Here is a 21,165-nt window from a genome sequence, read left to right as displayed (position 1 = left end):
ACCCTTAGGCGAAGTCGTATTCACCGCCCTTTTCCAGGGCAGTCTGATAGGCGGGCCTGGCGTGCACGCGTTCGACCCAGGCACTGATGTGAGGCCGGTTCTTACCTACGATGCCGCGGGCGACCGAAGCTTCCAGAGGGAAACTCATTTGGATATCTGCGGCGCTGAGGTTGTCTCCCAGAAACCAGGCGTTTTCTGCCAAGTGGGCTTCAACAAAATCCAGGTGAGTTTTGATCATGGGGCCGATGAAAACCTCATTGGTTTTATCGGCAATGCCCTTTGCCACTGGCTTGATAAAAAAGGGCATGGGGCTGGTTTTTACCTTCTCAAACACCAGGCGCATAACCAGCGGCGGCATCAATGAGCCTTCGGCGTAGTGCAGCCAGTAAGTGTAATCCAGCCACGCCTGGCCACCACCGTCTGGCAGCATGGTGTCTTTGCCGTAAGTGTGGGCTAGGTACTCGATAATGGCACCGGACTCCGCCACTACCAGATCGCCGTCGGTGATCACCGGTGACTTACCCAACGGGTGTATTTTTTTGAGACTTGCCGGTGCCAGCATGGTTTTGGCATCGCGCTCGTAGCGTTGGATCTCGTAGGGCACTCCCAGCTCTTCCAGCATCCAGAGAATGCGTTGTGACCGGGAATTGTTGAGGTGGTGGACTGTAATCATGCAAAAACTCCGTTAGCTTCAAACAATAGGCAGGTTTACAGAGTAGTCTGTATGCGCATTTTTGGATCACTGCTATTACTGTTTAAATTGCTAGATTCGGTTGCGAAAGGCCAACAAGTGGTTTTTTAGATCTTTAATAATCTCAGGCACCTTCAGAGGGAGCAGTTTTCTGGTTGCTTTGAGAAGGTACATAAAAACATTTGCCCGTTTGTACCAGAGCACCTGTTGAATCTTCTTTTTCATGGGACGGTAGCCTTCCATGTAGAGCTCTTGCACAAGCTTTGCATTGTTTGTGAGGCTGTAACCACTTAAATCCAGCGGCACTACAATATCCGCCTCTTTTAATTGTTTGCGAGTGTTAAAGTCGATCGCAATGTTGATGGCGTTACTGATTACATCGAAGGTGTCCTCCGGCTTTTGGTACTGGCTGACATGGCTCAGATCAATGGCCACGGTGATACCCGCGCCCATCTTTGCCAAGGGTGAAATCGGAACATTTTCAACCAGCCCGCCGTCTACCAGAATCCGTCCGTTCACCTCGACCGGAACAAACAGACCAGGCACAGCCATGGAGGCACAAACAGCATCTGCCAGGTTTCCCGTCTTGAATATCAACTGCCTGCCAGTTTCAATATCCGTCGCACAAATAGCGAGCGGGATGTTGGCGTCTTCGATGAGGCAGTCCCCCAGATCTCGCAGAATCATCTCGCGAATAGCTTGCGTGCTGAACAGGCCCCCGCGTTCAAAGGTAAAGTTCAGGATCTTGGATAGATTCAACGCCGAACCAATGGAAAGTATGGATTCCACCGGGCGCCCAAAGGCGTAATAACTGGCAACCAGCGCACCCACACTGGTACCTGAAATACAATGAATCCGGATTCCCTCTTCTTCGAACGCTTTCAGAACGCCAATGTGGGCAATGCCTTTGGCGGCGCCGCCCCCGAGAGCCAGGCCGATGCGGGTGTTAAAGGGATTGAGCTTCATGCAGGGTGGCCTGTTAATGTATCAGGGGGTGGTGTTGGTTAGGGGCGATTCTAACAGATTTCATTGGATGCCCGGCAGCGCCCAAATTGAACCTATTGAGGCTTTTGGTTGACCCAGACAATTAACAGGATCCGCTATGAACAAGATGAGTATTGATATTGTTTCCGACATCGCTTGTCCTTGGTGTGCCATTGGCTACGCCCGTTTGGAGCGCGCCATGGAACAGCTGGCAGAAGACTATGAGTTTGAGGTTCAGTGGCATGCTTTTGAGCTGAACCCGGATAGCCGAGGAGATGGTGAGCCAATTTTGCCGGCGCTCGCCCGTAAGTATGGGCGGAGCGAAGATGAGTTGCGCGCCACGCAAAACCAGATGATGGCGGTCGCGACGGATCTTGGACTTAACTTTGAAAAGATTCAGGAGCGCCTGGTTTGCAATACCTTTGATGCCCACCGACTGGTGAAATGGGCCGGCGAACAGGGCCAGCAGACCGCTCTGAAGCAAGCGCTGTTCACTGCCTATTTCGGTAAGGCAGAGAACGTCTCCGACCACGATGTTCTGATCAAGTGCGTGGAGTCTTTGGGGTTGGATTCCGCAAAAGCCAAAGCAGTACTGGAGTCTGACCAGTACGCGGCGGCGGTGCGAGAAGACGAAGCCAAATACCAGCAGGCGGGTGTTACGGGTGTGCCGGCTTACATAGTCAACGGCAAGTACCTTATCTCCGGAGCTCAGGAGCCCGAGACGCTGGTTCAGGCATTTCAGGAAATTGGTGCAGAGTCCGACTGAACAAAATGCCGTTCAGCCGGACTGCTCTTTACGAACGTTAGTTGCGAAACCGGAACAAGGTTGCGTACAGAACTGGCACCACCACGAGTGTGAGGATCGTTGCAAAGCCGAGCCCGAACATGATGGTGACAGCCATGGCGACGAAGAAAGCATCTGTCAACAGAGGCAGCATGCCAAGAATCGTCGTTAATGCAGCCATGGCTACGGGAATCAGTCGACTGGTTCCGGAATCAACAATCGCCTCAATAGGCGCTTTGCCGTCGGCCAGTTCGACGTCAATCTGGTCGACCAGCACGATGGCATTTTTGATCAGCATGCCGGCCAGGCTCATAAAGCCCAGTAGGGCCATAAAGCCAAAGGGCTGGTTGAACAGTAGCAGCCCTGCCGTTACTCCAATAATGGCCAGTGGCACTACAAGCCAGATCACAAACGTTTTGCGAATGGAGTTGAACAGGGCGATCACGATGAACACCATCAGCCCGAAGAACACCGGAATAGACTCGGCAATAGACGTTGAGCCCTTGATAGAGTCTTCATTCTCGCCGCCCCAGGCAAAATAGTAGCCGGTCATGTCTGCCACCGGGATTCGGTCACGGTATCGCAGAGGGATTGTTTTATTGGTGTGTTCGACGTCTGCATCGTCTGATAATCCGAGATACTCACGTACATCGGCATTCAACGCCTTCTCTACATCGGCTTTGATGTCAGCGAGAAGTTCTGAGGATAACCCCTCGCGCTGATCGAAGTGCAAACGCAGCATTGTGATGCGGTCTTGTCTCCAGATATGTGCGTTCTCAAAACCAACATCGAAATCAGAGACAGCCTGGCCCAGCGGAACCATGCTTTGAGCAGCCGGGCTCCATATAGACACCTGGTCAAGGTTGTTCAGGCTCATGCGCTCGCCCAACGGCGCCCGTGCAATGATCGGCAGCAATTCATCGCCTTCGCGGTAGGTACCTACGCGCACGCCATCAACAGCAAAGGCCGTTGCCTGGGCAATATCAGCGCGCACCAGGCCGAGCTTCTGGGCCTGAGCGTCTGCAATCTCCGGTTTAATCACCTTTACCAGATCACCCCATTCATCCCGCAGCCCCTTTACGTTGGGGTGTGCAGCCAGCACTTGCTTGGCTTTGCCAGCCAGCTGACGCAAGGCTTCGGGGTCTGGTCCGGAAATGCGCAGCTGAATCTTGCCACCGGTCGCGGGCCCGAGCACAAACTTTTTGACGTTCACGCCAACGCCAGGGCGGAGCGTTTCAAGCTCTTGCTGGGCTTTTTCAGTCAGTTGGGCCAGAGTTTCATAGTTCTCAACATCTACCAGAATTCGAGCAAAGTTGGGGCTAGGCTGCTCCGGTGAATACGTCAGCAGGAACCGGGGTGAACTGCCACCCACTTGCGTAGTTACCCGAGTGACGCCTTCGTAACCGGCTAAAATATCCTCAAATGCTCTTGAGCCTTCGGATGCGGTACTGATATCGGCATCACCCGGGAACCACAGATCCACGTAAAACTGTGGACGGGTAGAGTCCGGGAAGAAGCTTTGTTTGACCGAGCCAAAGCCCACCACGGCTACTACAAACAGCATCGCAGTGATGCCGATGGTCAGCCAGCGGTGCTGTATGGCTTTGTGAAGCATGCCTTGGTACTTACGATAAAAACCCGATGAGTAGGCTTGCTGGTCATCGCCAGCCACGGTCGTTTTCAAAAACTTATGGCACAGTAAAGGCGTTACGGTTACTGCGGTGAACCAACTCAGCGATAGGGAAATCAGGATGACCGAAAACAGGGAGCGGGTGTACTCGCCGGTGGAGTCGTCAGATGTGCCGATGGCGGCAAAGGCCGTAACGGCAATGGCTGTGGCGCCCAGCAAGGGAATGGCTGTCTGGCTGACAACTTTACTGGCAGCGGAGAGGGCGTCTTCCCCTTGCTGCATGCGCATACGAATACCATCTGTGACCACGATGGCATTGTCCACCAACATACCCAAGGCAATGATAAGCGCGCCCAGTGAAATGCGTTCAAGGTTGATGGCGTAAATGTTCATGAAAATGAACGTGCCCATGATGGTGATCAGCAGGACCGCCCCGATAATCAGTCCACTGCGCAGGCCCATAAACACCAACAAGACCAGTACCACGATGGCCACTGCTTGTAGCAAGCTGACGGTAAAGCCACTGATGGCTTCTGATACAGCATCGGATTGGATCGATATGGGATTGAGGGTCATGCCCAATGGAATTTGGGGCTTCAGCTGTTCCAGCCTGGCGTCGAGGCCTTCGCCCATGGTGATGACATTGCTTCCGGAGCGGGCTGAAATGGCCAGGCCGATTGCCTGCTCACCGTTAAAACGCAGTACGTTTGTGGCTGGCTCCTGTTGCCCACGGTACACGTTGGCAATATCGCCCAGTACGATTTGGCTGCTACTACTGCCCCGGCTTGCAATCATCAGCGATTTGAATTGCTCCGCGGAGTCCAGTTCGCCAGAAACCTGAACGGCAAGGCGGGCATCGCCAGCGCGGGCGTACCCGGCGTAAGCGACCGTGTTTTTGTCGCCCAGCACGTTGAATATCGAGGTAGGGGGTATGCCCAATGCCGACATTTTTTCCGTGTAGGGCTCCACGTAAATGGTTTCCTGCGGTTCGCCATATAGCGCAATGCTTTTGACGCCATCAACCAGTAACAATTCGCGCTTCAGAAACTTGGCGAACTCGTAGAGCTCGTTCTGGCTGTATCCATCACCGGTGATGGCCAGATATACGCCATAAACGTCCCCAAAATCATCAATCACCTGAGACGGCCCGGCTCCCGGGGGAAGTTGAGATTGCACGTCACTGATTTTGTGTCGAAGCTCATCCCAGACTTGCGGCAATCGGGACTTATCGTATTGATCGAGTATTTTTACCGAAACAATGGATTTGTCGCGATAAGAATGGGATTCCACATAGAACAGCTGACCCATCTTTTGGGCAGTCTGTTCTATGAGGTTGCTGACTTCCTCTTCAACCTCGCTGGCAGTCGCCCCGGGATACGGCGTGACGACTTTGGCTTCCTTGATGGTGAATTCCGGGTCCTCAAGGCGGCTGAGATTGTTGAAAGAGTGGTAACCCATCGCCACCATGACAAGGACAACGATCCAGGTGATGGTGCTGTTTTTAATGCTCCATGCAGCAATGTTCATAGTGGATCAGAACTCCACTTTGTCGATGGGTTTTACCTGCATGCCTTCCGTAAGCGACGATGCGCCGGCAATGGCAAGGGTGTCGCCTGTTTCCAGTCCGGAGGTGACCAGAATGTTGCTTGAGCCCACCAGGTCACCGGTCTCCACAGGGCGTTTGCTGACTTTGCCATTTTCATCGACGATCCAGACGATTTTCTGTTGTTTGCTGTCAGCAACTACGGCCGACAGCGGCACTGCTATGAGTGTCTCACTGTTGCTGTTGTCTGGTTTTTGTTGTGCGCGAACAATGGCGGTCATTCCAGGCAACAGGTTTTGGCCTGCGGTGTCTTCTATGGAAAGCACATACTGGAAAGTCTGTGTATCGGAGTTGGCCTCAGTGGCGTGTTCTTTAATGGCGAGCGGGAAGGTGCGGTTTGGTATGCCGTCGAACCGGGCGCTCAGGTCGATCGCCGTACCCTGGTTGCTGTAACGCACAATCAGATTTTCCGGTATATCAACCACGACTTCCAGTGCGAGATTGTTGTGTAGATTCAAGACCGGCTCTTTAGCTTGCACTTCCTGAAAATTGTCGACAAATGTGCGGGCAATAACGCCTTCGAAGGGCGCAATAAGACTGGTTTCGTTCACCGCTTTTTGGGCTTTTTCAAGTTCAGTTTGGGCAACGTTGTAACTGGATTCGATCTTGTCGTACTCAGCCTGAGAGACGTATTTCTTCTTGATCAGATCTTTGGCGCGATTGAAGTTTGCCTCTACCGCTTGCAACTGTGTGCGCGCGGCGACCAAATTACTGTTGTAATCTGATGGGTCCAGTTTACCGAGCAGCGTGCCTTTTTTGACGATCAGGCCTTCTTGCACTGGGAACTCGACTAACCGACCGGGTACCTGAAAGGCCATAGTAACCCGTTGGCTTGCTCTGACGGTGGCAGGGAACTCACGGGCCAGGGTCGCGTCTTCGCTGCCGATGGTCATCACTTTGACGGGCTGAACCACAGGGTGGGAAGCGGTTTCCTCTGACTCACTGCAGCCAAAAAGGGAGATTATTGCGATAGCGTAAAGCGCTATCCGTAGTGTGCAGTTCATAAGCCAGTTGCCCTGATAAAAGAAAAGAGAGTAGTCCGTTACAGGTATTTTAGATTTAAGTAACGCCATGGGAAAGTTGATTGCGTAAATATATATCTGATGGTGATCAGAAAAATGCCTATTTGAGAGAGGTGTTTCACAACTGTTTCAATTCGGTTTTAATGTTTTCATGAGGAAGTCTTCAAACGCTGTAACTGATAATGGGCGAGAGAAGAGGTATCCCTGCCCGTAGTCACACCCGATTTCCAACAACAGTTGGCGTTGTGCTTCGGTTTCGACACCTTCGGCGATAACCTTCAGGCCGAGCCTATGGGCCATGATAGCAATGGCTTCTGACAGCACCAGGTCGTTTTGATCCGTTTCAATATTATGAATAAACGACTGGTCAATCTTGAGGTAATCAATGTCGAACCGCTTCAGGTAGGACAGAGCGGAGTAGCCAACACCAAAGTCGTCAATGGCCACTTGGATACCTGCATCCCGGAATCTCAATAGTTTGTCTTTAACGCCGTCACTGGCATTCAGCAACAGCCCTTCGGTGATCTCAATGCTCAGGTAGCTAGGATCCAGTCCAAGGGTTTTGAGGTGGTCCAGCCAGTCTGCAATGTTCAGCGCGCTGCTCTGAAACTGTACAGGAGACATATTTACCGACACCTGCATTCCGGTATTGAGCAGGTCGCTCCAGCGCTTTGTCTGGCGTGCCGCTTCCCGAAATACCCAGTCGCCGATTCCGACGATCAATCCTGTTTCCTCCGCCAGAGGAATAAATTCAGCCGGACTGATCATTCCATGTTCCGGGTGATTCCAGCGAATCAATGCCTCGGCGTTGCAGACTTTGCCCGTTGTCAGATTTACGATGGGCTGGAAGTGAAGCTCGAACTGCCCGTTGTTGACGGCCGAGCGCATGTCGTTTATCAACATCAGGCGCTTTCGGGCTTCATCGTGAAGGGACTGAGTGAAATAACTCAGGCGGTTTCGCCCGGATGTTTTGGATGCATACATAGCTTGGTCGGCGTTGCTGATGAGTTGATCAACATCTGAAGCATCGTTTGGACAGAAGGTAATGCCGATACTGGCCTGAACATAGATGGACTCGCCGTCAATAGAATAAGGCTCTGCCAGCGCACTGATAATTTGTTCAGCCACCTTCTCGCCCTCAAGAGTATTTGTGAGCCGGGGCAGGATTACTGTGAATTCGTCGCCGCCCATGCGGGCCACGGTATCTGAGTCGCTGACACAGCCGTTGATCCGGCTTGCCGCTTTCACCAGCAGGCGGTCCCCAATCGAGTGCCCGAGAGAATCGTTAACATACTTGAAGTGATCAAGGTCAATGATCAAGAGCGCCAGCATCGATCCGTGGTTTAAAGATGCGCGAATCTCCTGATCCAGCCGATCCTGGAACATGTGGCGGTTGGGTAAGCCGGTCAGGAAGTCGTAGTTTGCCTGACGCCAAACCAGTTCGTCTGTACGAACCTTATCGGTGATGTCAGAGCCCATAATGACATGACGCAGGATGTCGCCTTTGTCATTGTGAATCACGCTGACAGTGAGCCACGAGGGAAAGGCTTCGCCGCTTTTTCGACGATTCCAGGTCTCTCCTTGCCAAAAACCCTTGAGGGCGACATCGGCCCAAATAGCTTGGTAGAAATCGGCGCTGTGGCGACCGGAATGAAGAACCGATGTGTCTCTGCCCCTAAGGTCCTCAAGGGTATAGCCCGTTATCCGGGTAAAGGCTGGGTTGAGTGCAATGATTCTGTTGCTTGCATCGGTAACCAGCAATGCCTCAGCTGTGTTTTCGTAGATAGATGAGGCCAAGTGGAGCTCTTCTTCTGCATGGGTTCGCTCGATGGCAATACTGACCAGATTGGCAGCCTTCTCTATAAGCAGAATTTCCTGTTTATCCGGTGCGCTTGGTTCCTTACGATAAATGGCAAATGTGCCTAGAACCTTGCCCGATGAAGAATGGATGGGCTCCGACCAGCAGGCCCCAAGCCCAGCGGAGGCGGCCAGATCTTTAAAGTTTTCCCAGTAGGGGTGGGAGGCGACATTCTCAACAACAACGCGCTCGCCCGTGAAGGCTGCGGTTCCGCAAGAGCCAACACCCATCCCGATCTCAACGCCACTAATGGTCTTGGAGAAGAACTCCGGCAAACTTGGCGCTGCGCCACTCAAAAGGTGTTTTCCTTCTTCGTCCATCAGAAGGATAGAGCACATTGAATTGGGGAGAATTGATTCTGCCGATGCAATGACTTGCGATAGGGTTTCGTCCAGGGAGCCGCCTTTAGCGACTTGCTCCAGAGTTTCTTGCCGCATCAGTTCACGGCGCTCTGCCATTTTTCGAGGTGATATATCCTCAATTAGCGCCACCACATACACAAAGCCGTTGTCCGCATTTCGAACAGCCCGCAAGGCCAGATGAGTGTCGATAAAACGGCCGGACTTATGGATAAAACGCCGTTCAACTGACTGTTCATCCACTGTGCCATCAATCAGTTGCTGATACTCGATTTGGCCGTCCTTCAAGTCTTCAGGGTGGACCAGATCTGTCCATGTTGATGCCAGCAGCTCGCTCTGTGTGTAGCCGAGCATATCGCACAGTGCTTGGTTAACCTCTATCCACCCTTTACCCGGGCTGGTGGTCGCCATGCCAAACATGGTGCGCTCGAAGTAGGCCCGGAAATGCTGCTCACTGAGACGGAGCGCTTCCACGGCATCCTGGCGCTGCTTTTCTCGATCAAGGTTGCCGAGCGCGAAGGTGAGGTCCCGGGCCAGTTCGTTGAAAAGTTTGGTGACTTCATCGTCAAAAAAGCCTTTTGCACAGTGATACACCGAAAAAACGGCAAAAGGTTTTCCATCTCGGCGGATGGGGAAGCTGCCACTGCTACCCCAGCGAAGGTCGCTTATATGATCGGGCAAGGCTGCTGAACCGGAATTGTTTGCCCAGTCATTGTTGACGACAGCGTTATTATTGCAACACGCAGCCGCTGACGCATCGAGGTGCTCCGGACTGGTTGGCTGTGTTGAGGTATTTATATCCGTCAGGTAATCCGTTCCGGCGCCATAGCTTTCTACAGGAACAACTCGTTTTGATTCAGGATCACAAACCCCAATCCACGCCATGCTGATTCCTGCTAAATCAACGGCCGATCTACACACGAGCGGAAACAATTCTTCCTCGCCACTCATTCGGTTAATGGCCTGATTCATTTCGCTAAGAGCCCGGTATATTCCTGTTAGCCTGTAAATATGCGAATTTTCCGGAGCGCTTTCGGCCACGCCGCTTGTATCAGGGCGCGTGATTGCTGAATTGGCCTCTTTATCTGATGGTGTCGTCAAAGGGCAGCTCGCTGTGGCCAGGAATTGATTATTGTTCGCTTCCAGAGTGTTCAGCCTTTTCGTGCAAAGTTCAAGAAAATTGCCGGGTAAATACTGATTAGGTGGCTGGCGTTACAGGAGCTTGCTGCAGATTCTGGCTCAGTGGTGCAATAATCAAGGTACCAGGCAAAAAAAGGCGCCTCCTCCATGACGGAAATAAAACAGATCGCTGGCCTCGCATCGGATCGGCTTCTCAATATTGAGCGTCATCTTGAATGCCGTTATATCCAGCCCGGACACTTGCCCGGCGCGCTGACTCTGGTGGCCCGAAGAGGGGAGGTTGCCTATGTAAAAGCGCAAGGGTTTATGAATCGCACCAACGTCGATGCCGCTTATCGCGAATTAAGGCTTGATGGTAGTCGGGATCTGACGATGGAGGCCTTGGTCAATCAGCTGGCGGAACTGCCTCTTGAGTTCTCGCCGGGCACCGCCTGGAACTATTCCGTCAGCACCGATGTGCTGGGGTATCTGGTGCAGTTACTGGCGGATCAGCCTTTCGATGAGTACCTGCGCGAGAATATCTTCGATCCGTTGGAGATGCCTGGCACAGGTTTTGGGCTCGGCTTTTCGGTAAAAACCGACGTTGCCAAATCCCAGACAAACGGGTCTGTCGGCGAATATGGCTGGGGCGGGTTGGCAAGCACCAGTTTTTTTGTCGATCCGGTTGAGGAGCTGGTGATGATCTTCATGACGCAACTGATCCCTTCATCGACCTACCCCATCCGTTAGGAGTTGCGGGCGATTGTTAATGGAGCACTGGAGTAGAACTGGCTTTAGAAAGCTCAGCGCAATGTTCTCGCAAAAAAACCACATTCAATCGTCGGTGCAGTGTTTGCGCCTTTTGTGTGCAGATACTAAGTTTATGGAGGCAGATATAATAATTTTCTGAACCTGAAGTAGCGGTAACAGTAACTGTCTAATCGTATGATTATTGCTGGTTAATGTATTCAAGGTCGATGATCGTACCTACTGGGGAGATCGTGGAACATGGAACCGACTCAGGGTTTTAGTAGAAGGGAGCTGCTTTCGTGGATTGGTAAGACGGCCGGAGCCGTTGCAATGTACCAGGCCATGACAACGCTTGGTTTTGCAGCCGAATCCAATTTTGACAGCAAGAATTATGAATTGAGCGGCGCGCCAGCAGGGGCGTCCGTACTCGTGCTCGGAGGTGGTCTTGCCGGTATGACTGCGGCTTACGAGCTTCGCAAAGCCGGGTACAAGGTGAAGATTCTTGAGTACAACCAGAAAGCGGGAGGTCGTTGCTGGACGTTACGCGGCGGCGACAAATACACTGAGCTGGGGGGCGCTACCCAGGAATGTAAGTTCGACAAAGGTCTTTATCTCAACCCTGGCCCATGGCGTATTCCCTATCACCACCACGCGGTTTTGCACTACTGCAAGCAGTTTGATGTAAAGCTGGAAGTGTTTACCCAGATCAACCACAACGCCTACTTCCACAGCACCAAAGCGTTTGGTGGTAAGCCCAAGCGCTACCGCGAAGTAAAGGCGGATTTCCAGGGGCACGTTGCAGAATTGCTTGCCAAGTGTGTCAATCAGAAAGGGCTCGATCAGGCCATGACGAAGGAAGACACGGAGCGTCTGCTACTGGTTATGCGTGAATGGGGTGCACTCAACGATGACGACAAATACGTTAAGAGCGTAGAGTCGAGCCTCATGCGGGGCTTCGACATTGACCCCGCCGGTGGCTTAATGCCTGAACAGCAATTCTCCCAGCCAATGGGCCGTGCAGAGCTGCTTAACTCAACGCTTTGGAAGCATCTGAACGAGGGCCACTCATACGATTATCAAGCCACCTTGTTCCAGCCTATCGGCGGTATGGATATGATTGCCAAAGCCTTTGAGAAGGAAGTTGGCAGCCTGATTCGCTACAGCAGCAAAGTGACGAAGATCGATCAGGACGACAACGGGGTGACTGTTAACTATGTTGATAGTCTGAATCCGGGCGAAACCATGACGGAAACCGCCGATTGGTGCGTCTGCACCATTCCGCTCTCGATCCTTGGCCAAATACCCTCCACATTCAGCAGCAAACTGACGAGCGCCATTCGCGCAGTACCCTATGACAGCAGTGTTAAAGTCGGATTGCAGTTCAAGCGTCGATTCTGGGAAGAGGATGACCACATATACGGTGGTGTGACCTTTACCGACATGCCCATCGAGCTAATCAGCTACCCAAGTACTGATTACCATTCTTCCGGCAAAGGGGTGTTGCTGGGCGCTTACTTGTGGGATGAGAACTCCTATGAGTTTACGTCGATGTCTCCGGAAATGCGGGTGAAGAAAGCCCTCGAATACGGGGCGAAAATACACCCGCAATACATGGACGAATACGATAATGGTATTTCCGTCGCGTGGCACCGGGTGCCTTGGGTTAATGGATGTTATGGCTTATGGACACCGGAAACCCGCAAAGCTCATTACAAGAATCTGTGTGAGATTGATGGGCGCATTGTGCTGGCCGGTGAGCATGCATCCTATATACCGGCATGGATGGAAGGCGCGATCCTGTCGTCGTTGGACGCGATCAAACGCTTGCACCAACACGCGCTTCAATCCAAGAAGCAAACAGCCTGATAGGAGTCCACCATGAAAAAGTTAACCATGCTTACTCTTATGCTTGGCATTTATGCGTTCGCATCGCTTTCGGCTGTCGCCGGCACGCCGACAGTTTCTGAAAGTAGTAGTTTCGAACAGAAAACCGGTGAGGACCTCTACAACAGCATCTGCCAAGGTTGCCACATGGAGGGCGGTAAAGGTGCTTCTGAAGGTGCCGGGTTTTATCCCGCACTGGCCGAAAACGCCAAGGTGGCAGCGCCGGGCTACCCTATTTATGTTTTGGTCAATGGGTTGGGGGGTATGCCGAGTTTTAAACACTATTTGACAGATGAACAGATTGTGGAAGTGGTGAACTATGTGCGAACTCATTTTGGAAATGACTACCAAAAGAAGGCGACACTGGACGATGTGAAAGCGATGACTAACCGCTAACCAATAGTGTGTGTTACTGAGAGTGCTCAGCTGCGCACGTGAGGAGTGATGAATGCGTAAATCTATTTTTACATTAGCAATTGCCGGCCTATTTGCGGGTGCCGCAAGTGCTTATGCAGACAGCCATTCTGGCGACCACGATGTAATTCGCCATAAATTACCAAACTCGGATTTTCCGATATCACTAGCGGTTGAAATACCTGCCAGTAAGGCGCTGGTGCACCTGAGTGGCCAGGTTCCGGCTGTTATCAATGACAAAGCTGACGCGGGAACCACGGCGGCATATGGTTCGATGGAGGAACAGGCAACCTCTGTCCTGCAAGCTATTGAGAAAGCCCTAAAGTCACTTGATCTGACCATGGGTGATATCTATCGCATGCAGGTGTTCCTTGTGGCGCAAGATGGGAAGGTGGACTTCTCAGGGTTTATGGACGGCTACACCAAATTCTTTGGCACGGAGGCGCAACCTAATTTGCCGGTTCGCTCAGCGGTTGAAGTAGCGGCATTGGCCAATCCTGGTTGGTTGATTGAAATCGAAGTCTCTGCGGTTCGCCAATAAAGCGTTGATAGATGTGGGCCACATCCCCGCAGTGACCTGAGGGTGTACATATAGGGAGGCCCGGCCATGCTCGGCACAGGCGTTATTGCTCCGGAATTAACGGTAGCCAGTTGGCTGAATACAAATGAGCCATTGCAGTTGGAAAAGCTGCGGGGGCAGGTGGTTGTACTGCATGCATTCCAGATGCTGTGCCCGGGCTGTGTGACCCACGGATTGCCGCAAGCCGCGGCAATCCATGAGATGTATCGAAGTGATGAGGTGCAGGTGATTGGCCTGCATTCAGTGTTTGAGCACCACCATGTGATGACACCCGATGCGCTCAAGGTTTTTATCCATGAGTATCGGCTGCAGTTTCCCATAGCAATTGACTTGCCCTCCGAGACAGGCCCCGTACCCGTGATGATGCAGAAGCTTAATCTACAGGGTACGCCTTCATTGGTACTGATTGATAAGGACGGCACTATTCGTTTTACACAGTTGGGACGGGTAAGCGATATGCAGGTGGGGTATATGATTGGGCGTTTGTTGGCGTGAGCTAGGCCGCCGTGGAGTGAAATTACTGTGTTGAGCTTGGCTTTGCTCCGGCGCAAGTTAAATTGAAGCCCCGATTGGTCATGGATAATACCGACGCGGTCTTTCACCCCTTCTGCTATATTGATGTAACTGGCCCTCGTTAATTAAGTTACTGAAAATTAGGGGATTAAGATGGATCGTTTGAAAGATAAGGTTGCGATTGTGACCGGTGCAGCCCAAGGAATGGGGGCGTCCCACGCCCGCGTTTTTATAAGAGAGGGCGCCAAGGTTGTTTTGACCGATTTGAATGAAGAGAAGGGCCTGGCCTTGGCAGCGGAGTTGGGCGAAAACGCTCTTTTTATGAAGCAGAATGTGACCAGCGAATCAGACTGGGCTCGCGCTGTCAGCAAAACCGAGGAGCATTTTGGACCGGTGGACGTGCTGGTAAATAACGCTGGCATAACAATGGCGAAATCCCTTTTGGATACATCTCTGGAAGATTACCGCCGCATACTGGACATTAACCAGGTGTCTGTATTTTTGGGGATGAAAGCCGTTGTTCCCTCAATGAAAAAAGCCGGCGGCGGCTCGATCGTGAACGTGTCGTCCATCAATGGTTTGGTGGGTGGAGCCATTGGCTATACCGATTCCAAGTTTGCCGTACGCGGTATGACAAAAGCAGCGGCTCTGGAGGTTGCGTCGTCCGGTATCAGAGTGAACTCTGTACACCCGGGCGTGATAGAAACCCCCATGATTATGCAAGGCGACACTAAAGCAGCTGTGGAAGAGTTCGCGAAGTCTATCCCCTTAAAGCGCTTGGCTAAATCTGAAGAGGTCTCAAGCCTGATATTGTTTCTGGCGTCAGATGAATCAAGCTACTCCACAGGCTCTGAATTTGTAGTGGATGGCGGTATAACCGCCCAGTAAAGATCCGAATGGATTGTTCGAACTGGTACGGGCGACCTCGCCCGGCCAGGGTTTTGAACTTGCAGGAGGTTTTTTCTATGTACTACGTAGACATGCCAAGCGCCAAGGAAATTGGCGACCTCAACCTGGTTCGCTCTGATGCGGCCATCTCGATTTACCTACCGACCACACCGCTTAGTCGTGAAGTTGAAGCGAGCCGAATCAATCTCGGCAACCTGGTCAAAAAGGCTGTGAGTCAACTGGAGGCCAAAGGCCTTGATAAGCGGCGCATTGCGCTGTTGCAGGAACAGTTTGATGATTTGGCGGCTGATCTGGATTTCTGGAGTCATCAGGCAAACAGCCTGGCAATTCTGGCTACGCCGGAGTCATTGCATACCTACCGGATGGCCAACAAACTAAAAGATATCGTTGAGGTGTCTGACCGATTCCATCTCAAGCCATTGCTGCGGGCTGTAACTTTCCCGCATACAGCGCATATTTTGGCGCTTTCTGAGAACGCCGTGAGATTGATTGAGGTGTCGGCAGACTTGCCAGCGCGAGAGGTCTCAGTGGCGGATATGCCTGAGGATCTTACCTCCGTAGTGGGTGACGCGACCATCAAGAACTACACGGGTACCGGCCACAGGCATGGCGCCCAAGAGCATGGCTCTTATCTGGCACGTTATGTGCGCAGGATCAACAGTGTTTTGCGCCCCGTGCTAATGCGCTCGGACCGCCCGCTCATCCTTGCTTCGGCGAAGCCGTTGGAGGCACTATTTCGGTCCTTGAGCGCAATTCCTGCGCTTCCTGACGCTATTGCCGGCAACCCGGAGCACCTAAGCAATGCGGAGTTGGCAAGCGCGGCAAGGCCGGTGCTGGATGCCCACTACGCGGGCCAGATCAAGGATTTTCACCGACTGTTCGACGAGCGGGCTGGGCAGAATCGATCAACTACAGACATCTCCGATGCAGCCCGGTTGGCAACGTTTGGTGGAATCGACCGTTTGCTCATTGATATCGACAGCGTGGTCGATGGCTTTGTTGATGATGAAACCGGAGAGGTTGATTTTGGCTCTCACGAAGACGCCACCAGTTATGGGATAATTGATGAAATTGCTGGCCGGGCACTTCGCTCAGGTGCCAAAGTGATGGCAGTGCGTAAAGATGATATTCCGGGCCGCCACGACTTGGCGGTAATCTCACGTTATCCGATTTGATGCTTTTATGAATGATGTTTTGACAACCCGAGTTGCAGCGTTGCAGGTGGATACCTGCATAGGTGACACGCAGTACAACCTGGCCCGCTGCAAGGCTCTGGTTGAAGATGCCAGCCAGGCAGGTGCTCAATGGATTGCGTTGCCGGAGTTCTTTAATACCGGGGTGTCCTGGCAGCCCTCTCTTGTTAATGCCATTGAAGATGAAAATGGCCCTTCTGCACAATTGCTACAAAGCCTTTCCTCCCAGCACAAGGTTGTGCTGGGAGGTTCTTTTTTGTGCCGGCTAGCAGACGGCAGCGTGCGTAACCGGTACCAGTGTTATAACCGCGGCGAGCTTGTGGGGCATCACGATAAGGATCTCCCGACCATGTGGGAGAGCGCCTTTTACGAAGGTGGTGATGCCGGAGATACGGGTGAGCTTGGCGTAATTGATGGTGTTCGGGTAGGCACAGCTATGTGTTGGGAGTTTTTGCGTACAGCAACGTCCAGGCGTTTGCGGGGCAAGGTGGATGTCATCATTGGCGGCTCCCATTGGTGGAGCATTCCTGAAAACTGGCCGGTGCTCTATTCATGGCTGGAACCCGCCAACCGGGAGAATAGCCTGAAGACCGTGCAAGACACCGCGCGGCTAGTAGGCGCACCAATTATTCATGCATCACACTGTAACGATTTTAGCTGCCCCATGCCGGGGTTGCCCTTAACTTATCGTGGGCACCTCGAAGGCCAGGCGGCCGTTATTGATGGCCAAGGAAAGCTGATTGCTCATCGGACACACGAGCAAGGCCCGGGAGTTGTGCTAGCTGAAATCTGCATGCAGGAAATTGAGCCAGCAGCGCCAGTGCCTGATCGATTCTGGCTGCGCCGCCGTGGGCTGATTCCAGCATTTTCATGGCATTTACACGGGGTGTTGGGGCGCCGTTGGTACAAGCAAAATGTTAAGGGTAGGCAGCCTTCTGTTGCGACAGTGGAAGCTCCCGTTCAATGAATGCAGGCTCCTCTGTTACTCAGGCTCTTCCACCCTACGCAGCCTATCAACAAGCATTTGATTCCGGTTTTAAAAGAGATCCTGCCCAAGACCAGGCTGCCAGAAGTTTGCAGCGCTGCTATGAGGAATTGCAGGCAGGCACTGGCGATATTCGGGGCGTGTATTTGTGGGGGCCTGTTGGTCGGGGCAAAACCTGGTTAATGGACCGCTTTTACCAAGCGCTAACCGTGCCGGCTCGGCGCCAGCATTTTCACCATTTCATACGCTGGGTACATCAACGCCTGTTTCAATTGACCGGGCAAGAGGATCCTCTCAACCTGCTCGCGCAGGAGTTGGCAGCTGAAGCTCGAGTGCTGTGCCTCGATGAACTGTTTGTCAGCGATATTGGCGATGCTGTGTTGCTTGGAGGTTTGTTTCAGCAACTTTTGGCTCAAGGATTGGTTTTGGTGGCGACGTCCAACCAGCCGCCCGATGATTTGTATAAAGACGGCTTTAACCGTGAGCGCCTGTTGCCGGCCATTGCCGCGCTCAAGGGGCATATGCAGGTATTGAGCGTTGATGGTGGCGAGGATCATCGGCTTCATCCAGGGGAGCTTCGGCAGCGTTATTGGGTTAACCAGCCCCAATCTCTGGAGGCTGCATTTGCTGAATTGCTTGGTGAGAACGAGCAACCGATTAGAGAGCCTGTTGCTCTTGGGCATCGAGAGATCAACGTAGTGCTGCGCAGCGAGCATCTGTTGTGGTGTCGTTATCACGAATTGTGCGAACAGAAGCTGGCGTCCCAGGACTTTATCGATCTGTGTGATCGTTTCTCCCATGTTTTTTTAGGTGATGTGCCACAATTAAGCGGCGGGTCTATGCAAGCCGCAATTGCCCGTGGCACCGAGGATGGAGTAACCCAGGTAGAGGCAGGGGATCGTCAGCTGGCTGCACTTACTCATCAAGATGACGGCGTGCGAAGATTTATCGCTTTGGTCGACGAATGTTACGACCGGGGGATTCCTCTGTATCTGGATGCCGCGGTGCCTCTGAAAGAACTCTATAGCACCGGGGCGCTCGCCTTTCCGTTTCGTCGCACTTTAAGCCGTCTGCAAGAAATGCAGTTACAGCGCTTTGGGCAATGAAGAAAATCAGCCAGACTGTGTTAAATTTACGGGCACAGCAGAGTGCATAACGGTCAATCCCTTTTCTGGAATGCAAGCATATATGTCTAGTGGTAGCCCATGAGAAAGAAAAACATCAAAGGGCAGAGTGCAAATCCCGCCACTATCGCGGGCGAGCAATATCTAAAAACTATTGTGGATAGCACACCCAATATGATGGGTTATTGGGGCACAGATTTACGTTGCAGGTATGCCAATAATGCATTCAGTGCATGGTATGGAATACCACCTGAGGAGGTAATCGGCATCCGCTTTCAGGATTTGGTCAGCGAGCAGCTGTTTGCGCTGAATGAGCCTCATATTCGGGCAGTATTGGCTGGCGAGACTCAGCGTTTTGAACGTACCCTGAAAAAGGCCGATGGTAGCCTTGGTCATATCATTGGCCACTATATTCCAGATTTTGATTCCGATGGCGTGGTCAAAGGGTTTGCCATTCAGGCCAGTGAAGTAACGGTGCTCAAGGAAGTTGAAGCGAAGCTAAAACTGGCTGCTTGTGTGTTCGAGAGCATGCCGGACGGTGTTCTGATTACGGATATTCACGGAACTATCTTGTCTGTAAATCCGGGTTTTATTGAAATTACAGGCTATGCAGAAGAAGACGCTGTTGGCCAAACTCCTCGTATTCTGCAATCAAAACAGCATGACCAAGCCTTTTACGCCGCTATGTGGGAGACGATTAAAGCAGATGGACGCTGGCATGGGGAAATATGGAACCGCCGTAAAGATGGCGAGCTATACCTGCAGCGCATGACGATCAGCATGGTGCCCGATGAGTCCGGTGAACCTGTGCGCTACGTTTCCGTGTTCAGTGACATTACAACTCTTTGGCGCAAGGACGAACATATTAAGCATCTGGCCTTTCACGATGCCTTAACCGACCTGCCGAATCGCACTCTGTTGATGGATCGGATCGACCAAAAACTACTCAGTGCCGAGAGGGACAAGACCCATTTTGCGCTCATGTTTCTGGATCTTGATGGTTTTAAGCTCGTGAACGATCAGCTTGGGCATCACGTAGGCGATGATCTATTGAAAGATGTGGCGGGCAAGCTGCTTACACTGGTTCGAAGATCCGATACCGTGGCCCGTGTTGGTGGCGACGAGTTCATATTTATCCTCAACTGCCCACAGCAAGAAGGCGAAATTTGCGACGTTGCCAACCGTATCGTCAGCTCAATCAATGAGCCAATAATGGTTCATGGAAAGGCATTCCAAATCGGTGTGTCCATAGGAATTTCGATGTACCCTGCGGATGGCGACACCGCTGTTGAACTCATCAGAAATGCGGACACCGCAATGTATGCCGCGAAAAGCATGGGCAGAAACAATATTCGTTTCTTCTCTGCGCACCGCCATATTTAATAAGCAGACCTCCAGGTAGTGCCCGAATGGTTTCCTGAAAGCTAAGGATGTTGTAACGCATGAAGAGAAGTATAAAAAGAGTCGTTGATAATCTTTCCTTTAAGTATGAGTTCTTTTATCTCGTCAAAACTAATAAAAAGAAGGCGATATTTTTCTCTCTCGCGTATCTGGCATTTGTTTTTTACGTTATTTACGAAATATATGATCGCGGCGCGTTCTATGGCTTGGCTTCGAACATATTTACGTTCTTTGTCGATATAGGGATAGTTTTCCTGATAACAGTGTTTTTTCTGGTTGTCAGGTCTCTGCATAATGATGAGAAAGGGCGAATAATTGAAAAAGACAACCTTCAAATAGGCACGGTTGTTCCAATAAATATGAACTTCTCCGAGGTGAAGGTTCAGTTCAACAGACATGACTTTTACAACCAGCCAAGAGAGATTGAAACTCTGTTGAAATGGGTCGATTTTAATAAGGATGATTATTTTAGAACGCACTACGGTTCACTCGATGTTCCGAAATTTTCAATTGATGGTTTGTCGCTTGAATCCGGAATTCTGAAGGTGAACTGCTCAAGTACCTCGTTTTTTGATATTACATTCACTCATTATTTCCCGGATTATCCGCTTTCGAGTAGTGATACAACAACAAAAGTGAACGAGAAAACCCTGAGAAGTCTGCTCTCGGCTGATATTGAAAGACACTATGCATCCAGTGAATTTTCGAAAGTCGGGAGCATGGAGTTTTTCGACTTATTGCCTAACCCCATCGGGATAACGGGCATCGTCGAGATTGCCATCGAAGGGGAAGATCCGTTGTATATTCTTCAGGCCCGACTAAGTGCAGACGCAGCGGCCAAAGATAAAATTCAACATTCTTTTGCCGGCACAATAGACCTGTTCCCGAATTTGTACAGAGAGGATGTGACCTTAAAGGACATGGTTGATACAGAGCTTTTTGATGAGGTTGTGGATCAAACCATAGGTAATAGTGTCAGCCTGAAGGTTTTGGAATCGGATGGGGGAATACTGCGAGAGAACAAGCTGCTTGGCTTGGTGATAAACCCTCTTTACCTCTATCAACCAGAGTTTTTTGTGAGGGTTAAATATACAGTTCCTGGCACCTACAGGCACTTGCCTTTGGTGTTGCAGTTAAAGCAAGAGGCTAAGGTTTTCAAAACCTGCTTGAGCAAGGGAAAGTCGTTGCCCAAGAGAAAGGGGAATCTTTACGTGTGCACTCGCGATTGCATGGATTCCCTTGTCGATAATGAAAAGATATCGACAAGGAACCTGTTTCCTGTTGGCTTGAACTTGCTGAAACATAGCGAGACATCGACGGAACATGCGCCTTCCGGAATGAATCCGCTACCAACGACGTGAG

General features: G+C 51.6%; 17 protein-coding genes. 12 read left to right on the top strand and 5 right to left on the bottom strand.

What is annotated here, in order from left to right; translation table 11 throughout:
* Positions 1-4: 4 nt before the first annotated feature.
* Together RG807_RS03075 and RG807_RS03070 are read right to left on the bottom strand one after the other, a co-directional pair.
* Positions 5-673, bottom strand: a complete 669-nt coding sequence (locus RG807_RS03075; RefSeq protein ID WP_309043566.1) for a glutathione S-transferase family protein — start codon at positions 671-673, stop codon at positions 5-7.
* 90 nt (positions 674-763) lie between these two features.
* Positions 764-1,657, bottom strand: a complete 894-nt coding sequence (locus RG807_RS03070) for a patatin-like phospholipase family protein (RefSeq protein ID WP_309043565.1) — start codon at positions 1,655-1,657, stop codon at positions 764-766.
* Between the two features lie 136 nt (positions 1,658-1,793).
* Between RG807_RS03070 and RG807_RS03065 the strand changes: the two genes are divergently transcribed.
* Positions 1,794-2,441 (top strand): DsbA family oxidoreductase, encoded by a 648-nt coding sequence (locus RG807_RS03065; RefSeq protein ID WP_309043564.1) that lies wholly within the window; start codon positions 1,794-1,796, stop codon positions 2,439-2,441.
* 37 nt (positions 2,442-2,478) lie between these two features.
* On the opposite strand, the gene RG807_RS03060 is transcribed toward RG807_RS03065, so the two are convergent.
* From RG807_RS03060 to RG807_RS03050, 3 genes are all read right to left on the bottom strand, one after another.
* On the bottom strand, positions 2,479-5,616 hold the full coding sequence (locus RG807_RS03060) for an efflux RND transporter permease subunit (RefSeq protein ID WP_309043563.1): 3,138 nt from the start codon (positions 5,614-5,616) through the stop codon (positions 2,479-2,481).
* 6 nt (positions 5,617-5,622) lie between these two features.
* Positions 5,623-6,696, bottom strand: a complete 1,074-nt coding sequence (locus RG807_RS03055) for an efflux RND transporter periplasmic adaptor subunit (RefSeq protein ID WP_309043562.1) — start codon at positions 6,694-6,696, stop codon at positions 5,623-5,625.
* A 147-nt stretch (positions 6,697-6,843) separates the two neighbouring features.
* Positions 6,844-9,882 carry an EAL domain-containing protein gene (locus tag RG807_RS03050; protein ID WP_309043561.1) on the bottom strand — a complete coding sequence of 1,013 codons (3,039 nt, stop codon included), beginning with the start codon at positions 9,880-9,882 and terminating at the stop codon, positions 6,844-6,846.
* A 336-nt stretch (positions 9,883-10,218) separates the two neighbouring features.
* On the opposite strand from RG807_RS03050, the gene RG807_RS03045 reads away from it, so the two are divergent.
* The 11 genes from RG807_RS03045 to RG807_RS02995 all read left to right on the top strand — a co-directional run bounded on the left by RG807_RS03045 (position 10,219) and on the right by RG807_RS02995 (position 21,164).
* A complete protein-coding gene (locus RG807_RS03045) occupies positions 10,219-10,800 on the top strand; it encodes a serine hydrolase domain-containing protein (RefSeq protein WP_309043560.1) in 582 nt (193 codons plus the stop codon).
* Between the two features lie 258 nt (positions 10,801-11,058).
* Positions 11,059-12,666 (top strand): flavin monoamine oxidase family protein, encoded by a 1,608-nt coding sequence (locus RG807_RS03040; RefSeq protein WP_309043559.1) that lies wholly within the window; start codon positions 11,059-11,061, stop codon positions 12,664-12,666.
* Between the two features lie 12 nt (positions 12,667-12,678).
* Positions 12,679-13,080: a c-type cytochrome gene (locus RG807_RS03035; protein WP_309043558.1), complete on the top strand. Its 402-nt coding sequence runs from the start codon at positions 12,679-12,681 to the stop codon at positions 13,078-13,080.
* Between the two features lie 52 nt (positions 13,081-13,132).
* The gene (locus tag RG807_RS03030; protein ID WP_309043557.1) at positions 13,133-13,639 is read left to right on the top strand and encodes a RidA family protein; all 507 of its coding nucleotides are present in this window, start codon (positions 13,133-13,135) and stop codon (positions 13,637-13,639) included.
* A gap of 66 nt (positions 13,640-13,705) precedes the next feature.
* Positions 13,706-14,173, top strand: coding sequence for a peroxiredoxin family protein (locus tag RG807_RS03025; RefSeq protein ID WP_309043556.1), 468 nt, complete (start codon positions 13,706-13,708; stop codon positions 14,171-14,173).
* Positions 14,174-14,344: 171 nt separating this feature from the next.
* Positions 14,345-15,079 carry a glucose 1-dehydrogenase gene (locus RG807_RS03020; protein WP_309043555.1) on the top strand — a complete coding sequence of 245 codons (735 nt, stop codon included), beginning with the start codon at positions 14,345-14,347 and terminating at the stop codon, positions 15,077-15,079.
* Positions 15,080-15,156: 77 nt separating this feature from the next.
* Complete coding sequence (locus tag RG807_RS03015; RefSeq protein ID WP_309043554.1) at positions 15,157-16,275, top strand: baeRF11 domain-containing protein; 1,119 nt, start codon at positions 15,157-15,159, stop codon at positions 16,273-16,275.
* A 7-nt stretch (positions 16,276-16,282) separates the two neighbouring features.
* Complete coding sequence (locus RG807_RS03010) at positions 16,283-17,260, top strand: carbon-nitrogen hydrolase family protein (RefSeq protein ID WP_309043553.1); 978 nt, start codon at positions 16,283-16,285, stop codon at positions 17,258-17,260.
* Complete coding sequence (gene zapE / locus RG807_RS03005; protein WP_309043552.1) at positions 17,257-18,384, top strand: cell division protein ZapE; 1,128 nt, start codon at positions 17,257-17,259, stop codon at positions 18,382-18,384. Before RG807_RS03010 ends, zapE begins: the two co-directional genes overlap by 4 nt.
* A gap of 99 nt (positions 18,385-18,483) precedes the next feature.
* Positions 18,484-19,785 carry a diguanylate cyclase domain-containing protein gene (locus RG807_RS03000; protein WP_309043551.1) on the top strand — a complete coding sequence of 434 codons (1,302 nt, stop codon included), beginning with the start codon at positions 18,484-18,486 and terminating at the stop codon, positions 19,783-19,785.
* A 59-nt stretch (positions 19,786-19,844) separates the two neighbouring features.
* Positions 19,845-21,164, top strand: a complete 1,320-nt coding sequence (locus RG807_RS02995; protein ID WP_309043550.1) for a hypothetical protein — start codon at positions 19,845-19,847, stop codon at positions 21,162-21,164.
* The last annotated feature ends 1 nt before the right edge of the window (position 21,165 follow it).

The sequence above is a fragment of the Marinobacter sediminicola genome (assembly GCF_031157525.1).
Classification (GTDB): domain Bacteria; phylum Pseudomonadota; class Gammaproteobacteria; order Pseudomonadales; family Oleiphilaceae; genus Marinobacter; species Marinobacter sediminicola.
Note: the sequence above shows the minus strand (reverse complement) of the source record. Positions and strands in the feature narration are given on the sequence as shown.

What these genes read in the sequence shown, in the direction of transcription:
- RG807_RS03075 (WP_309043566.1), bottom strand. Translation starts at nt 673, where the DNA reads ATGATTACAGTCCACCACCTCAACAATTCCCGGTCACAACGCATTCTC.
- RG807_RS03070 (WP_309043565.1), bottom strand. Translation starts at nt 1,657, where the DNA reads ATGAAGCTCAATCCCTTTAACACCCGCATCGGCCTGGCTCTCGGGGGC.
- RG807_RS03065 (WP_309043564.1), top strand. Translation starts at nt 1,794, where the DNA reads ATGAACAAGATGAGTATTGATATTGTTTCCGACATCGCTTGTCCTTGG.
- RG807_RS03060 (WP_309043563.1), bottom strand. Translation starts at nt 5,616, where the DNA reads ATGAACATTGCTGCATGGAGCATTAAAAACAGCACCATCACCTGGATC.
- RG807_RS03055 (WP_309043562.1), bottom strand. Translation starts at nt 6,696, where the DNA reads ATGAACTGCACACTACGGATAGCGCTTTACGCTATCGCAATAATCTCC.
- RG807_RS03050 (WP_309043561.1), bottom strand. Translation starts at nt 9,882, where the DNA reads ATGAGTGGCGAGGAAGAATTGTTTCCGCTCGTGTGTAGATCGGCCGTT.
- RG807_RS03045 (WP_309043560.1), top strand. Translation starts at nt 10,219, where the DNA reads ATGACGGAAATAAAACAGATCGCTGGCCTCGCATCGGATCGGCTTCTC.
- RG807_RS03040 (WP_309043559.1), top strand. Translation starts at nt 11,059, where the DNA reads ATGGAACCGACTCAGGGTTTTAGTAGAAGGGAGCTGCTTTCGTGGATT.
- RG807_RS03035 (WP_309043558.1), top strand. Translation starts at nt 12,679, where the DNA reads ATGAAAAAGTTAACCATGCTTACTCTTATGCTTGGCATTTATGCGTTC.
- RG807_RS03030 (WP_309043557.1), top strand. Translation starts at nt 13,133, where the DNA reads ATGCGTAAATCTATTTTTACATTAGCAATTGCCGGCCTATTTGCGGGT.
- RG807_RS03025 (WP_309043556.1), top strand. Translation starts at nt 13,706, where the DNA reads ATGCTCGGCACAGGCGTTATTGCTCCGGAATTAACGGTAGCCAGTTGG.
- RG807_RS03020 (WP_309043555.1), top strand. Translation starts at nt 14,345, where the DNA reads ATGGATCGTTTGAAAGATAAGGTTGCGATTGTGACCGGTGCAGCCCAA.
- RG807_RS03015 (WP_309043554.1), top strand. Translation starts at nt 15,157, where the DNA reads ATGTACTACGTAGACATGCCAAGCGCCAAGGAAATTGGCGACCTCAAC.
- RG807_RS03010 (WP_309043553.1), top strand. Translation starts at nt 16,283, where the DNA reads ATGAATGATGTTTTGACAACCCGAGTTGCAGCGTTGCAGGTGGATACC.
- zapE (WP_309043552.1), top strand. Translation starts at nt 17,257, where the DNA reads ATGAATGCAGGCTCCTCTGTTACTCAGGCTCTTCCACCCTACGCAGCC.
- RG807_RS03000 (WP_309043551.1), top strand. Translation starts at nt 18,484, where the DNA reads ATGAGAAAGAAAAACATCAAAGGGCAGAGTGCAAATCCCGCCACTATC.
- RG807_RS02995 (WP_309043550.1), top strand. Translation starts at nt 19,845, where the DNA reads ATGAAGAGAAGTATAAAAAGAGTCGTTGATAATCTTTCCTTTAAGTAT.